The organism is Acinetobacter junii (genome assembly GCF_018336855.1).
GTDB classification, from domain to species: Bacteria; Pseudomonadota; Gammaproteobacteria; order Pseudomonadales; family Moraxellaceae; genus Acinetobacter; species Acinetobacter junii.
In genome coordinates this window covers 2,613,358-2,629,322 of record NZ_CP059558.1, presented here as the reverse complement: position 1 = coordinate 2,629,322, position 15,965 = coordinate 2,613,358, and the positions used below count along the sequence as shown (strand labels likewise).

14 protein-coding genes and 1 tRNA gene are annotated in these 15,965 nt (G+C 38.2%); 9 read left to right on the top strand and 6 right to left on the bottom strand.

Annotation, left to right across the window (positions count from 1 at the left end):
* Window positions 1-134: 134 nt before the first annotated feature.
* The gene (locus tag H2677_RS12105) at window positions 135-1,547 is read left to right on the top strand and encodes a glutamine synthetase family protein (RefSeq protein ID WP_212638643.1); all 1,413 of its coding nucleotides are present in this window, start codon (window positions 135-137) and stop codon (window positions 1,545-1,547) included.
* Between the two features lie 382 nt (window positions 1,548-1,929).
* Window positions 1,930-2,739, top strand: a complete 810-nt coding sequence (locus H2677_RS12100; RefSeq protein WP_004950682.1) for a metal-dependent hydrolase — start codon at window positions 1,930-1,932, stop codon at window positions 2,737-2,739.
* Between the two features lie 214 nt (window positions 2,740-2,953).
* On the opposite strand, the gene H2677_RS12095 is transcribed toward H2677_RS12100, so the two are convergent.
* Window positions 2,954-3,029, bottom strand: a tRNA-Arg gene (locus H2677_RS12095).
* A 72-nt stretch (window positions 3,030-3,101) separates the two neighbouring features.
* Complete coding sequence (locus H2677_RS12090) at window positions 3,102-4,460, bottom strand: amino acid permease (protein ID WP_004950684.1); 1,359 nt, start codon at window positions 4,458-4,460, stop codon at window positions 3,102-3,104.
* A gap of 371 nt (window positions 4,461-4,831) precedes the next feature.
* On the opposite strand from H2677_RS12090, the gene prpF reads away from it, so the two are divergent.
* The 3 genes from prpF to H2677_RS12075 all read left to right on the top strand — a co-directional run bounded on the left by prpF (window position 4,832) and on the right by H2677_RS12075 (window position 7,412).
* Window positions 4,832-6,019: a 2-methylaconitate cis-trans isomerase PrpF gene (gene prpF / locus H2677_RS12085; RefSeq protein WP_212638642.1), complete on the top strand. Its 1,188-nt coding sequence runs from the start codon at window positions 4,832-4,834 to the stop codon at window positions 6,017-6,019.
* Between the two features lie 156 nt (window positions 6,020-6,175).
* Window positions 6,176-7,087: a polyprenyl synthetase family protein gene (locus H2677_RS12080; RefSeq protein WP_212638641.1), complete on the top strand. Its 912-nt coding sequence runs from the start codon at window positions 6,176-6,178 to the stop codon at window positions 7,085-7,087.
* 13 nt (window positions 7,088-7,100) lie between these two features.
* Window positions 7,101-7,412 carry a DUF3817 domain-containing protein gene (locus H2677_RS12075; RefSeq protein WP_004908508.1) on the top strand — a complete coding sequence of 104 codons (312 nt, stop codon included), beginning with the start codon at window positions 7,101-7,103 and terminating at the stop codon, window positions 7,410-7,412.
* A 68-nt stretch (window positions 7,413-7,480) separates the two neighbouring features.
* Here the strand turns inward: H2677_RS12075 and H2677_RS12070 are convergent, their stop codons facing one another.
* The 4 genes from H2677_RS12070 to H2677_RS12055 all read right to left on the bottom strand — a co-directional run bounded on the left by H2677_RS12070 (window position 7,481) and on the right by H2677_RS12055 (window position 10,522).
* Window positions 7,481-8,329: an SPFH domain-containing protein gene (locus H2677_RS12070; protein WP_212638640.1), complete on the bottom strand. Its 849-nt coding sequence runs from the start codon at window positions 8,327-8,329 to the stop codon at window positions 7,481-7,483.
* Between the two features lie 18 nt (window positions 8,330-8,347).
* Window positions 8,348-8,809: an NfeD family protein gene (locus H2677_RS12065; RefSeq protein WP_004908503.1), complete on the bottom strand. Its 462-nt coding sequence runs from the start codon at window positions 8,807-8,809 to the stop codon at window positions 8,348-8,350.
* A 106-nt stretch (window positions 8,810-8,915) separates the two neighbouring features.
* Entirely contained in the window at window positions 8,916-9,833 is a 918-nt protein-coding gene (locus H2677_RS12060) for a patatin-like phospholipase family protein (RefSeq protein ID WP_005402178.1), read from the bottom strand.
* Window positions 9,834-9,895: 62 nt separating this feature from the next.
* Complete coding sequence (locus tag H2677_RS12055; RefSeq protein WP_212638639.1) at window positions 9,896-10,522, bottom strand: lysophospholipid acyltransferase family protein; 627 nt, start codon at window positions 10,520-10,522, stop codon at window positions 9,896-9,898.
* Between the two features lie 144 nt (window positions 10,523-10,666).
* Between H2677_RS12055 and H2677_RS12050 the strand changes: the two genes are divergently transcribed.
* The 4 genes from H2677_RS12050 (at window position 10,667) to H2677_RS12035 (ending at window position 15,965) form a co-directional block, all read left to right on the top strand.
* A complete protein-coding gene (locus H2677_RS12050; protein ID WP_212638638.1) occupies window positions 10,667-11,926 on the top strand; it encodes an MFS transporter in 1,260 nt (419 codons plus the stop codon).
* 313 nt (window positions 11,927-12,239) lie between these two features.
* Window positions 12,240-13,370, top strand: a complete 1,131-nt coding sequence (locus H2677_RS12045; protein ID WP_087540607.1) for a porin — start codon at window positions 12,240-12,242, stop codon at window positions 13,368-13,370.
* Between the two features lie 266 nt (window positions 13,371-13,636).
* Window positions 13,637-15,274, top strand: coding sequence for a phosphoethanolamine transferase (locus H2677_RS12040; RefSeq protein ID WP_212639611.1), 1,638 nt, complete (start codon window positions 13,637-13,639; stop codon window positions 15,272-15,274).
* A gap of 13 nt (window positions 15,275-15,287) precedes the next feature.
* Window positions 15,288-15,965: a DNA-binding response regulator PmrA gene (locus H2677_RS12035; protein WP_004950703.1), complete on the top strand. Its 678-nt coding sequence runs from the start codon at window positions 15,288-15,290 to the stop codon at window positions 15,963-15,965.

The following is a 15,965-nucleotide window of genomic DNA, read 5'->3' as shown; positions in this document are numbered from 1 at the left end:
TTTAATATTCATTTTATCTTTTTGAATTTATGATTTTTTTACTGGATAGGTAAAATAATTTATAAAGTCTTTACGTTACAACTTTTGTTGCATTCACTAAGCTGATTAGATCGAAATAACTTAGGTCTATAGCCATGAGTGCAGCATTAGCTGAGATAAATTCTGCGACTAAAATTAATAATAATCTTCAACCCTTAGTTGCACGCACTAGGGTTAATGACTCCATTCATAATCACAGCTTCCTCAATGAAGTGGATAGCTATTTAGATACTTATCCTAATACTAAGCACATCGATATTTTCCTTTATGATCTCAATGGGCATTTACGAGGCAAAAGGATAGATATCAGTTGTCTCAAAAGCTTAGATAAGGGTTGTTATCTACCGCTGTCTATTTACGCCATGAGTTTGGATGGAAATGTTGTTGAGGAAACTGGACTAGGCAAATTTGTCGGTGAACCAGATTATTTATGTGTACCTGTGTTGGGGTCATTACATCCCAATCCCATAGATCCACATATCAATGCCCAGTTACTTTTAACGATGAAAGAAAATAATGTACAAGATTGTCGTTATGAACCGCGCAATATTTTAAAGAAATTGCTGAATCGATTACATCAGTTAGATTATTTTCCATGTATTGCTGCTGAGCTTGAGTTTTACTTACAGCCTTTATCCCAAGAGAGCCAAAAGTCAGCCATCCCTAAACAATGTTTTGATTTAAACCCACATGCTGATATCCAAGCAGTGTTGGATGAAATAGAAACGATTGCTCAAATACAGGGAATACATATCACTGGAATCGTTTCTGAGTCATCGTCAGATCAGTATGAAATTAATCTGCCGCATGGAACTGATATTTTGAGGCTCTGTGATCAAATCTTGATGTTAAAACGGAGTATTAAACAAGTTGCAAATAAACATGGCTTTAAAGCTAATTTTTTAGCAAAACCAGATTTGCATAAAGCAGGGAGTGGAATGCATTTTCATATGAGTCTACTTGATGCTAACAAACATAATATTTTTAGCTGTTCTGAACGTGACTTTGCAAAGCCATTATTAAATGTAATCAGTGGATTGATTCATTTTATGCCAGATTCTATGGCGATCTTAGCCCCCAATTTCAATTCATATCGCCGATTTAAGTTAGGTCAGCATGTCCCTTTGGAAGCAAACTGGGGGTGGAATAATCGTAATGTCGCACTGCGCATCCCATGTGCGGATTCAGAAAATCAAAGAATCGAATATCGAGTAGCTGGAGCCGATTGCAATCCGTATTTAGCAGTCGCCATCATATTAATGGGAACGCTGCATGGCTTGACTCACATATCGGCAATCCCTAAATCGGTGAATCAATCTAAGCAGATTGGTGAACATTATTTTCTTCCGACAGAACAAATGGATGCATTGAAGAGATTTAAAGCTAATCATTGGATGAGTGAATATTTAAATCAAGATTTTGTTGCATTGTGGTGTACTGTTAAACAGGCAGAGTATCAGCATGTCTTGAGCCAGATCACTGCTATTGAAAAAAATTGGGATATTTAAGTCATCACATATTTTGATGTCGGACTCAAAAAGGCTGCTAAATGCTTTAATTGGAACAGCATTTATTTAGGCATAGCTTTGTAATGAGTTAAATTTAGGCTCAAAATTCTATGAGTTTTAAGGCATAACTCAGCGAAGGACATAACAAGTCTTTATAGGACAAATAACACTGGTATATGAAAAACAAATTGACAGCATTCAGAAGAGGCTATAATTTAATATTTAGTTCCAATTTGGAACTTTGTGTAGCCTCTATTTAATTTCAAATAGTTGAGCTAATGTTTTGATTGAAGTAGTAGATCAATAAGAGATGTAAGTCATAAGACTTGCTCATGTGATTTAGTGTTTGCTTACAGAAATGTTATGCGTGAGGAGAGCGACGATGTCAAATGATGTGAATACAATTACAGTGCGCCAAACGCAATTCAAAGCCGAAAAAATTACCACGCAATACACTGAATCTACTTTGATGTCACATTTTCTCACAGCTCTATCCATGAGCTTCCCACAGGGTGAACGCTTTTTTGTAGAAACCGTCCGAAATGTGCGTGATCAAATCCATGATGAACAACTACAAAAAGATATCTCAGGTTTTATTGGGCAAGAGGCGCATCATGCGCGAGCACATGAGCAGTTTAATCAACTGGTGCAAAGTAATGATTATCATCTAAAAAAGTTTGAAAAGGCTTATGAGCAGGAAATGATCCGCTTAAGAACTTTAAGTCAGCGCCGTCAATTGGCTGCTACAGTCGCACTTGAGCATTTTACGGCGATGATGGCAGGTTATATGCTTGAATATCCAAATATTATGTTTAAAGGCTTATCTGAAAATATGAAGAATCTTTGGCTTTGGCATGCTGTTGAAGAAATCGAACATAAGCATGTGGCATTTGATGTATATCAGCAAGTCTTTGCCAACTTAGCTCAACGTCGTAGAAGTATGCGAACAATTACGGTGGGATTCATCAGTAGCACGATCATAATGACAGGTCATTTAGTCTGGCAAGATCGAAAGAATACCTTATATTCACCGAAGCAGCTGTTCAAGAACACACAAACACTTATGGGTCTTGTCCACATGATGTGGCGTTTATTACCTGACTATTTAGCATTCTATAAAGCAAGTTTTCATCCATCTGAGATTGATCAGCAGGATTTATTGATCAAAGCGAGAGCCTTATTAGCTAGCTAATTTAATGATTGAGATTTAAAAGTACTGTATTTTTTAGCGTTTGCTTGGTAAATAATTTACGGCATAAAAATGCGCATCTATTTTTGATTTTAAAAAGCTTAAATGATTTATCAACTGTTACTTCAATGTACAAAGCTGATCTTTTTATGCAGGGTATGAATTTCTATATCACTGGCGTCGACCATATTAAAAAATATTGACTTCAACAGCTAAATGGTGCGCTCAGCGGGACTCGAACCCACGTCGGTCGCTTAGGAGGCAACTGCTCTATCCAGTTAAGCTATGAGCGCATAATTAAATGATTATAAACAAAAAAGTGATTGCCTTAGCAATCACTTTTTGATGAAACCGACTAGCTGTGTTTAGCTCTTATTTTTCAAATTTAAAACACGATAGAGCACAAACATTAGAACGATCCAAATAGGAATCATGAGCACAGATTCTTTAAAGCCTTGCTGCCACATGATGTAAAGTACAACCGCAATAAATGCGAGTACAAGATAATTGCTGAATGGTGACCATAAAGCAGGGAAGCTCGTTGTTAATGCTTTTTGTTTGACCATCGCTTTAAATTTCAAATGAGTCAAACTGATCATTGCCCAGTTTAAAACTAAAGCACCCACCACCACATACATCAAATGACCTAAGGCATCTTCTGGTACGAAGTAGTTTAAAAGTACACATCCGAAGATGAGCAATGCGGAAAGCAATACGGCTGGAACAGGAACACCTTGTTTATTCACTTTAGCAAATACTTTAGGTGCATTACCTTGTTCAGCTAAACCAAACAACATGCGGCTGTTTGCATACATACCACTGTTATATACAGATAATGCTGCGGTTAAGATAATGAAGTTAAGTAGGTGAGCAGCCCAACCAATTCCCATTTGACTGAAAATCATTACAAATGGGCTTTTATCTAAGCCACCTAAATCAAGCTGATTCCAAGGCACAAGTGATAATAAAATTGTGAGTGAACCGATGTAGAAAATCAGAATACGGAACACAACTTGGTTGATCGCTTTAGGAATCGTTTTCTTTGGATCATTGGCTTCAGCCGCTGCCATACCGATTAATTCAATACCACCAAATGCAAACATCAAGAATGCCAGCATGAAGAATAGACCTTCAAACCCATTCGGGAAGAATCCACCATGACTCCAAAGGTTGGTAAATGAAGCCGTAGAGTTGGCATCCGCAGTGAACAGCAAGAACAGACCAAATAAAATCATCGCTACAACAGCGGTAACTTTAATAATGGCTAACCAAAATTCTGACTCACCATAGAATTTTACATTGGTGAGATTGATCGCTGTAATAATCACAAAGAAGAATAAAACTGACTGCCATGCAGCAATATGGGGCCACCAGTAATTGATATATTTTGCGACTGCCGTGAGCTCACTCATCGCAACGAGGATATACAATACCCAATAATTCCAACCTGATAAAAAGCCTGGAAATTTACCCCAATATTGATATGCAAAATGACTAAATGAACCTGCTACAGGTTCTTCTACGATCATTTCACCGAGTTGACGCATGATTAAAAAAGCAATCAAACCGCCAATCGCATAACCCAAAATAATAGATGGTCCAGCAGACTGGATGACTTGCGCAGAACCTAAAAATAAGCCCGTACCAATAGCCCCACCCATCGCGATGAGTTGGATATGGCGGTTTTTTAGTCCACGCTGAAGTTTAGAAGAATCGTTGTTCAAAGGACTGAGCTCGACGAGGAATAAGTGGATTATTCTAATAGATTGAATGATTTTCGACTAGTAAAAGTACAGGCGGGCTATGACTGGAAAGTTGTTTTTAAAATTCATTTAAAATCTTATATTTGGGTGAATAGTAAACTAAGTGGAGTTTGTTTTCTGAGCATTTAATTCGGGCACTTGATTTTTAAACCGCGTATAAATGTTTCGATGCCATTGTTAATTTGTACAAAAATACTCAATATAGTGAGCACATTTTACCCATAACAATTGACCGAAAAGCAATTGGTCGTATGGCATATTTTATTGCTGTGCAGTAATTTTAGACTCAAGATTTACTTGCACCAAGAACATGATAAAAGGATGAAATTGACATGAGCTCAGTACCGCAAATCAAAGTCCCTGCAACATATATGCGTGGTGGCACAAGTAAGGGTGTTTTTTTCAAACTTGATGATTTACCTGAAGCGGCACAAGAAGCAGGCAAAGCACGTGATCAACTTCTTCTCCGTGTGATTGGTAGTCCAGACCCATACGGTAAACAAATCGATGGTATGGGAGGGGCGACCTCAAGTACCAGTAAAACGGTAATTTTGGCTAAAAGTACACAGCCTGAACATGATGTTGATTATTTATTTGGACAGGTTTCAATCGACCAGCCTTTTGTAGATTGGAGTGGTAACTGTGGAAACCTCACTGCTGCTGTCGGTTCTTTTGCAATTTCAAATGGTTTGGTGGATGCAGCTCGTATACCTGAAAATGGAATTTGCACAGTTCGTATTTGGCAGAAGAATATTCAAAAAACCATTATTGCGCACGTTCCAGTGACCAATGGTCAAGTTCAAGAAACAGGTGATTTTGAATTAGATGGTGTCACTTTCCCTGCGGCAGAAGTTCAAATCGAATTTTTAGATCCTGCTGATGATGGTGAAGAAGGTGGGGATATGTTCCCTACAGGAAATGTTGTTGATGAATTGGTGGTACCTGAGATCGGTACTTTCCAAGCAACTTTCATTAATGCAGGTATTCCAACTATTTTCTTAAATGCAGAAGCGATTGGTTATCAAGGCACTGAATTACAAGATCATATTAATAGTGATGCCGCAGCATTGGCTCGTTTTGAAAAAATCCGTGCGTATGGTGCTGTTCAAATGGGTTTGATTAAAGACATCTCTGAAGCTGCTGCGCGTCAGCATACTCCGAAGATTGCTTTTGTATCTCAACCAAAAACCTATACATCATCAAGTGGTAAAACAGTTGAAGCTGCTGATGTTGACTTATTAGTTCGTGCATTATCTATGGGTAAACTTCATCATGCCATGATGGGAACTGCTGCAGTTGCAATTGGTACTGCTGCAGCGATTCCTGGTACGTTGGTGAATTTAGCTGCTGGTGGTGGTGAGCGTGAAGCGGTTCGTTTTGGACATCCTTCAGGCACGTTACGTGTTGGTGCTCAAGCTGAGTTGATTGATGGAAAATGGGCTGTGAAAAAAGCCATAATGAGTCGTAGTGCACGTGTTCTGATGGAAGGTTGGGTTCGTGTACCAGGTGATACCTTCTAAGCCGTTTTCATCAGTTTTAAACACCTCCATTTGGAGGTGTTTTTATTTTGTATAGCTTGAAAATACAAAGATAATCTATCGGGATAAATAGTGATATGATGTTGCCATTCTGACAGATGCTGTCACTTCTTCATTTATTCATTTTTCGAGGCAATTGTGTCGTCTATTTCTCCAGTTAATGCGGATGTTTTAAAACAAGCTCAACAACGTATTCAACAAGATTTATTGACAGCATTGGCTGCATTTTCTCTCCCAGAACCACTCAAAGCAGCTGTTCACCATGCCGTCATGCTTGGTGGTAAAAGAATCCGCCCAGCTTTATGTTATGCAGCTGCTTCGTTACAAGCCAACCAAAACTTTGCTGCCGCACGTCGTGCAGCTGTCGCAGTAGAACTGATTCATTGCTACTCACTCGCACATGATGATTTGCCTTGCATGGATAATGATTTACTGCGTCGTGGTCAACCGACTTGTCATGTTGCATTTGGTGAAGATACTGCTTTGTTGGCAGGTGATATTCTGCAATCGATGGCATTTGAGATTTTAGGCAGTCGTTTATTTGACGATCAGGCACAAGGTACAGATGCCGCTATTGTTCTCAAGCAAATGCAAATCTTAGCTACAGCAAGTTCAAAGATGGTTTGCGGTCAGGTTTTGGATCTCCAAGCTGAAGGTAAGCATGTTGCCCAAGATGAATTGGAAAATATTCACCGTAATAAGACAGGTGCTTTAATTCAGGCTGCCATCATGATGGGCGCTGTGACTATTTACTCTGGCACAGATCAGGCGATTCCAAAATTACGTCAGTTTGGTCAGAGCATTGGTTTAGCTTTCCAAGTTCAGGATGACATTTTGGATATCACTGCGAGCACTGAAACCTTAGGTAAAACCGCAGGCAAAGATGAACAAGTCCAAAAATCAACATATCCTGCTTTAATGGGGTTAGAACAAGCACAAGCCTATGCACAAACCTTACATGATCAAGCATTTGAAGCATTAGAATACTTTGGTGAAAATGCCAAAGAGTTGATTGAGATTTCTAAATTTTTATTAGATCGAAAAAATTAATTTGGGGAAGTATATGAACGTACAAGCTTTACGGTTTGTGGGAACGCTTGAAGGCATTTCATTTTTATTATTGCTCGGCGTTGCCATGCCGATTAAGTATATTTGGGGAAATCCTGTTTTTGTCAAATATATTGGGATGGGACATGGCGTTTTATTTGTACTATTCCTTGTGATGCTTTTAGTTGTTTGTCATCGAATGAAATGGTCTCTGTCGATCTTTAATTTGGGCTTGATTGCTGCCATTTTACCATTTGGCCCTTTTATCTTTGATCGTAAAGTTAAGCAATTAGCCGAAAAAGATCATTCAGCGTTGATCGCAGAGTAAGATGTACTCAAGCACAAAAAAAGCCATGATGATCATGGCTTTTTTTGCAAATAAAACGTTAAAAACAATTAACGTCCCATAAGACCACGAATTGTATTTAAAACATCGGCTGGTAAAACCACTGTTTTTGCATTATTCGATTTCGCCATATCTTGCATAGCTTTTACATATTGTTCGCCCAATAGGTAAGCAACAGGAATTTCTTTGTCGCCAACAGCATTGGTCACCATATTAATTGCTTTCGCTGATGCTTCTGCAAGAACAACTTGAGCTTCTGCATCACGACGAGAGGCTTCGAGACGTCCTTCAGCTTCCAAAATCGCTGCTTGTTTTTCACCATCAGCTTTAGTAACAGTTGCACGACGCTGACGTTCAGCTGCAGCCTGTGCTTCCATTGCAGATTGCATCGTATGTGATGGTTGAATATCTTGAATTTCTACAGTTTTAAGTGTAATCCCCCAATCAGAAATATCATCTGAAATAGCAGCCTTTAATTTCGCTTTGATATGATCACGTGATGACAAGGCATCATCCAAATCCATTTCACCTACGATCGAGCGCAGAGAAGTTTGTACAAGATTTTGAATCGCCCAAGTATAGTTTTCGATACCATACACAGCTTTTTCTGGTGTGGTCAGATTGATATAAGCAACGGCATTCATCACTAACACAGCGTTATCACGTGTGATCACTTCTTGTGATGGAATATCTAACACAATATCTTTCGTCGTGATTTTATATGCAACTTCATCTACATATGGAATCACAAAATTGAGACCTGGATTCAACGTGGTATGGTATTTACCAAGACGTTGAACAATCCATTTATAACCTTGGGGAACAATTCGAACCCCTTTAAAAATGGTTATACCAACAAAAGCGAAGAGCGCTAAAACAACAATAGTACCGACAGACATTAGAAACCCTCTTTATGTTTATGAAGTGCTATGCGGTTGAACAACTAAATCATTACCCATGATATCAATAACACGAACACGATCTCCGACTTTTACAGGAGCTGTGCTTCGACAGTTCCACTCATCAGAGCCGAGTACAGGCATTGGAAAACGCACCACGATTTGACTGTGATCCAGTCCAGTTTGGATGACCATTCCTACTTGACCAATGGTTGCTTCACGGGATAAACCCGCTTTGGTCTTATCAATTGAGAGTGGTTTTATAAATTTAAACCAAAGAATCGTACATAAAATCGATAAAATCCCCCAAGTGATCACTTGAGTGGTAAAGCCCATCATTGGGAAAAGCCAAAGTAAAATACACACCATCACTGCTGCTATACCAAACCATAGTGCAGCAAATGCAGGTAATACCAATTCTGAAAGAATTAACAAAATACCTAATACCAACCAGTGCCAAGGCTCAACTACAAATTCCATAGATTTGCTCGTATCGTTAAACGGTAAATAGAGGTGAAAAAATATTCACCTCTAGCACTGTAACAGATGATTATCTTTATGAATATATAAAGATAATGAATGTGTTTTAGAATTTTGGTCGAGGGGCAGGTTTAAATGCTGCAGGGGATTTTTTGAAGTTAGTAATTGCAGCTCGGATCGCTGTGATCTTGGCTTGAGCCGCCTTTTCACCTTCTAAGATAGCTTGGTTACTTGATTTTAGATCAAGTACACCGAGATGACCGACTTTCGGCTGAATCACGACAGTAGCTTGATTAAGTTCTTCGTTAATACTTTGCTGACCCATGATATTAATCGTCTGATCTAGTAATCCCCACATATTCATGGGTTTATCACCTGTAGGACGCGCAGAAATATCAACCGCGATTACGATATCAGCACCCATATCTTTCGCTGTTTTTACAGGAATAGGGCTGACTAAACCACCGTCGACATATTTGGTACCACCGATGACCGTTGGCACAAAGACATTTGGAATACTACATGATGCACGTACAGCTTGACCTGCATTGCCTTTAATAAATTCAGCTTTCTTGCCGTTGTCTAAACGAGTTGCTACAGCAGCAAAACGTATTGGGAATTTCTCAATCGGTTTGTTGGCAACTTGACTGTTGACATAATTCTGAAGTTTTTGCCCCATGATAAAACCTTGGCTATTTAAGGTGAGATCACGGATGTCAGACTCTTGTAGTTTTAATGCAAGACTTTGCATCTGATAAGGCGTTTGCCCACTTGCATAAATGCTACCAACAAAGCTGCCAGCACTGGTGCCGGTCACAATTTTAGCTTTAATGCCATGTGACTCAAGGACTTTGATGACGCCAATATGTGAAAAGCCTTTAGCACCGCCACCGCCTAATGCTAAAGCAATCACGGGCTCACGTGCTTTTAAGGTTGAAGTTGGTGGCGTTTTTTTTGCAACTTGATCACAACCAAATAATGTCAAGCTAACAAGTGCTAAACAGGAGAGTTGAGCAATTTTCATATCAAAAGGAGATAAAATCGACGAAAAGATGGGCACATCTCAGCAGATTTGCCCTCGATTTTCTAGTTTTTTTTCACAAGTTTTTGTAATGGCTCTGCTAACCAATTGGGATTTTTGGGAGAAAAATGTCCTTTGTAAAAACCCATAATTTTTTCAAGATCTTGTTGATAATGACCTGTTGGCGTAAAGGCACCTAAGCAGTAAATCGTTTTGTGGTCATAATCAAAAGAAAACATCACAATCGGAATGCCTGCTGCATGTGCAATATGGTAAAAGCCACTTTTCATTTTTTCGGCTTTTTTACGCGTCCCTTCAGGTGCCATTCCGACCCAGATTCGATCGCACTTTTGAATTTCCGCAACGACCTGTTCAGTCAAACCATTGGTACTATCACGATGCACAGGGATTAATCCCGCCCAGTTGAGAAGGGGCTTAAACGGAGGCTTAAATAGTGTATCTTTGCCTAGAACCGTAATCTTGAGCCCCAAACCGCCAATCGCAAGAAAACCGTACCACCCATCAATATTAGACGTATGTGGTGAGATAATAGCGACTGCTTTGGGTAAGTTTGGAATTTCACCAACCACTTTCCAACCTTGACTTAGAAAGAGTTTCTTACACAATGCACGGCTATAATTGGTTCCTCTTTGTGGTACTAGAGGCGGTAATTCAGGAAAATGTTGTGACATAGGTTCAGAAAAATAATGACAACTTTAACCATCTTAAACTCTCACTATCTGCATCGCATTGGCAAAAAATGAGATTTTAATGTGGTGGTTTTGAGAGGATTAGATAGTTGAAGTTACAAAGAAATACTTTAGGAACAGCCTTACATGCCTAATCTTCGTCAAATCTATTTATTGCTATTTTCGTTGTATTGGGCACAAGGATTACCTGTCGGTTTTATGACACATGCTTTACCTGTGATTTTAAGATCTCAAGGTGTATCTCTAGCACATATCGGCGGTTTTGGATTATTGATGTTGCCGTGGTCGATCAAAATCTTTTGGGCTGCATATGTTGATCGTTATGCAATCTCGAATTTAGGTCACTATCGCAGTTGGATTATTCCTACTCAATTCGCTAGTGTTATTATTTTGGTGATATTGTCCTTTTTTCCGATTCATGCACTTGATCAACCTCTGTATTTATTAATCTTCTTTACTTTGCTGTTATGTATAAATCTTACAGGTGCAACACAAGATATTGCGACGGATGCTTTAGCTGTTAATTTACTTAAAAATGATCAATTACACTGGGGTAATACCTTTCAAGTGATTGGTTCTCGGTTAGGGTTTATCGTCGGTGGAGGTGTCGTACTTTGGTGCTTGGATTGGTTATATTGGCAAAAAACATTTTTATTGTTGGCGGTTTTAGTATTCCTGAATACCATTCCTATTTTATTTCATAAAGAACCTGAACGAATTAAATCGATAAGTTTAAATAACAGCTCAAATCATTCAAAAATTGATGCGATTAAACAATATCTTCATTATTTTAGCTCGTCTCCACAGTTAAAAGCATGGTTGCTAGTATTAATCACTTTTAAGATTGTTGATGGATTGACAGGCCCTATATTAAAACCACTTGCTGTTGATTTAGGTTTAACTTTTTCTCAAATTGGACTTTATATTACAATTTTAGGTGCTGTGGCTGCATTGTTAGGTGCAGCAATTGCAGGGGGGGTGTTAAAATATCTGTCTAAGGCTTATGCCTTGATTATATTTTCTATGTTAAAAATTCTAAGTCTATTTTTCTATGTTTATTTGGGTTATGTATTTGAACATAATAAAAAAATTGATTCTTCTGTAATATATGCAATCAACGCCTTTGAAGATGCATGTTCCGCGATGTTGTTGGTGGTCATGCTCAGCTTAATTATGAACTACAGCCGTAAACACTTTGCGGGAACTGACTTTACTTTGCAGGTTTCAGTTATGGCGACAGTCAGTGGTTTATTATATTTACTAAGTGGATTACTTGGTGATTTGCTTGGATATTACTATTATTTGTCTGTAATTTTTCTAATATCATTCATTTGTTTGCTACCAATTTTTAATTGGAAGAAATATGTAAATATTAATCAAGGTTGATTACAAATTTATAAACCTTAGATATTAAACTGTAATATTTTAAGGTGGCAATCTAAGGCTTTTCGATAAATTTATTTCTTCATTCAATTGTTTTTTAGCTCTATTTCTTGAGTTTAAAATATGATGGATAACATTATAAATCACTGACTAATAAATATTTTTTGGTGTGGATATAATAAAAAAAGATAAGGTGTTAGTCTCGGCTAAAAATTAAACTTTAGTCGAAAATGAAATAAATAAATAAGATTTTAATCGTTTTGTCATATAAAGTTAATGTGTAGGATTTGTTACAAATTTAACTAGGATGGCAAAAATGAAAATCAAAATTGTAACAGCAGCAGTATTAGGTTTACTTGCAACCTCTACTTTTGCAGCACCAACAATCTACGGTGAAATCGACGCGAGTGTTGATTATCTACCAGAAAAAAATGCGACAAAATCAAACAAGGATGTTTGGGAAATTAGTTCGAACAGCACCTTTATCGGATTCAAAGGTGATGAGAAATTAACAGAGCGTTTAAGTGCTGTTTATGCTGCTGAATGGGGATTCAGTGCAGATGGTGACAGCAGTGATTGGACTCAACGTAACCGTTTTGTTGGCTTAAAAGACAGCAAGTTGGGTACAGTGAAAATTGGTAAACATGACACACCAGTCAAGCAACTCTCTAGTGTTGTAGATACCTTCAACAACTATGTTGCTAACAAAGCAGATGTAACAGGGATTTTTACTGGTGAAAACCGTATTGATAATGTAGTGATCTATGAGTCACCTGCAGTCAAAGTTCTTGATGGTGCATTTAAATTTAATGCTTTACTGGCAACAGGTGAGGCGACTGGAATTAAGCAAAGCAGTGGTGGTGCCAAAGTTGAAGGTCAGGGCTTAGGTGATGCTTGGTCAGCTTCGGTAACTTATGAAAACCCACTTTTTGTTGCGGGTCTCGGTTATGACAAAGCGATCCCAAGTACGTTCTTAGGTAAAGGTATTTTAAATGCATCTGATCCTGAAATTGCAGGTGGATCAGTGTTTGCTGCTGCAAATACAGTTCGTGCGATTGGTCGATTAAATCCAATTGAAGGTTTAGCGCTTAAAGCACTTTATCAAAGTTCAGAAGTTGAAGAAACTTCTTATGCTGATGCGGGTGATGCAACTAAATGGGCTGCAAAAGCTAAAAATATTGATGATGCACAAGGTTGGTTAGTTGGTGCTGAATATAACATTCCACAGTCTAAAAACTGGACAGTGAAAGCTCAATACAGCCAAAACGATACCAGTTTCAAAGACAACAGTGCTGACTTCAAAGCTAAGCAAGTCATTGCAGGTGCGGATTATGCATTTAGTAAGCAAGTAAAAACTTATGGTTATGCTGGCTATTTAACGCTTGAGCAAGCGGACAAAAAAGACAAGCAACCTGTAGGCGGCATAGGTTTAGAATTCAAATTCTAAACCATGTAATTCTAAAAACACCCATAAGGTTCTTATTGGGTGTTTTTTTTATTGGCTCAAATGACATTTATTTTAAATATAATATATGATTTTTGATAATGATTATTATTAACTCTAATTAATTATTATCTATATGATAAATATTGTTATTTTTTTAAGGTAAATTCTGCATTTTTTGCACGAGTCATGTTGCTTTAAGTGATTTTTAAGTTTCAGCTTCTATCTTTGTCGCATACAAAATTATCTCTCCGATTGTGACGATGACTATGCTGCTGAAAAAACTAAGGGCAAAGCCTATTTCGCTACTCACGTTTAACCTATTGCTTTCAATTTGGTTAGGACTTTTCTTAAATTTTGCTTTTTATGAAAAGCTTCAGTCGCTTACACCTTATACAGGTATTAAAGCAGGGTTATTCGTAGCCGCTTCAGCTGTAGTCGTTGTCTCAGCCTATTTCTTTCTTTTTCAACTTTTGAACTGGAAATGGACAGCCAAGCCTGTTGCAATCGCCATGGTATTTATTGGTGGATTTGCTTCATATGCTGTCAGCACATTAGGGGTGTTAATCACTTCAGATCAGATTCAGAATTTGATGCAAACAGATATCGCTGAAGCAAGAGATACGTGGTCCATACATTTGGTCACTTGGACACTGGGCATGACCGTATTACCGATTATTGCCATATTGATCGTAAAACTGAAATCTGAACCGATCTTGAAACAGTTGTTGAAGAAGGTCATGGCGACGATCGTATCACTAGCGATGGTGGGTGGGTTGTTGTTCGTATTTTACGTGGATTTTGCAGCAATCTTTCGTGAAAATCGTGATTTAAAAGGGATGATCTCTCCACAAAATATGATTGCTTCTTTTGTGTCTTATTATAAAAAGAAAGCGCCTAAAGAAAATTTACCATTGGTCACTTATGGAACTGATGCAAAACTTGGAAAAGACAATACTACTCGTCCGAAATTGATGGTTTTAGTGGTAGGTGAGACGGCTCGTGCTGAAAACTTTTCTTTAAATGGTTATGCGAAAAATACTAACCCGAAATTATCAAAACAAGATCTTATTAACTTCTCTCAAGTAAGTTCATGTGGTACAGCAACGGCGGTTTCAGTGCCATGTATGTTCTCTGGTATGCCTCGTAAAGATTATGATGAAGGGCTTGCCAGTCATCGAGAAGGTTTACTTGATATCGCACAACGTGCTGGCTATAAAGTTACTTGGATTGATAATAACTCTGGATGCAAGGGCGCTTGTGACCGCGTTGAGCAGTTTAAAATACCTGAACCTATCCAGCAGAAATGGTGTGAAGAAGGTGAATGTTTTGATGATCTTTTAATTGATAGTTTGAAAACATATATCGCAACTATTTCTAAAAATGACACGCAACCTCGATTGATCGTTTTACATCAAATGGGTAGTCATGGACCTGCGTATTACAAACGTGTTCCGCCGCAGTTCAAAGTCTTTAAACCAACTTGTGATACCAATGCCATCCAAGGATGTAGTCAAGATGCACTGATTAATAGTTATGACAATACCTTGTTGTACACTGACTATGTGTTAGATTCATTGATTGAAACATTAAAAAATACAACGCAGTATGAGACAGGTTTGTGGTATTTATCAGATCATGGTGAATCAACAGGTGAAAGTGGTATGTATCTTCATGGCGCACCATATGCGATTGCACCAAGTCAGCAAACACATGTACCGATGTTGATGTGGTTCTCTGATGCGTGGAAGCAACAAGCCAGTCGTCAAGTCCAGTGTTTAACACAGCAAAAAACTAAAGCATTAAGCCAAGACAATTTATTCCCAACTTTATTGAGCTTGCTGAATGTCAAAACGAAAGTAATTGATTCACAAAATGACATGCTGTCTGCATGTTCAAATTCCTAAGAATGAGGAAATCATGACTAAAATCTTGATGATCGAAGATGACTTTATGATCGCAGAGTCAACCTTGACTTTACTGCGCTATCATCAGTTTGAAGTGGAGTGGGTCAATAATGGTGTGGATGGTTTAACAATGTTGACCAAACAACCATTTGACTTAGTACTGCTAGATCTAGGATTGCCTCTGATGGATGGCATGCAAATCTTAAGACAGATTCGTCAGCGATCTTCTATACCTGTTTTAATTATCTCAGCGCGTGATCAACTCCAAAATCGAGTGGATGGACTGAATCAAGGTGCTGACGATTATTTGATTAAGCCTTATGAGTTCGACGAATTACTCGCACGTATTCATGCTTTGTTACGACGTGGCGGTGCTGAGAATGCACAATATAAACAACAAACCCAATTGCTCAAAAGTGGTGATTTAGTTCTAGATGTGGAACAACATTTAGCGACCTTTAAAGGGCAGCAGATTGAATTATCCAATCGTGAGTGGGCGATCTTGATTCCATTAGTCAGTCATCCCAACAAGATTTTTTCTAAAGCAAATCTAGAAGATAAGTTGTATGATTTTGACAGTGAAGTCACGAGTAATACCATCGAAGTCTATGTCCATCATTTACGAGCAAAGTTGGGTAAAGACTTTATTCGTACTATTCGTGGATTGGGCTATAGATTAGGACAAGCATAA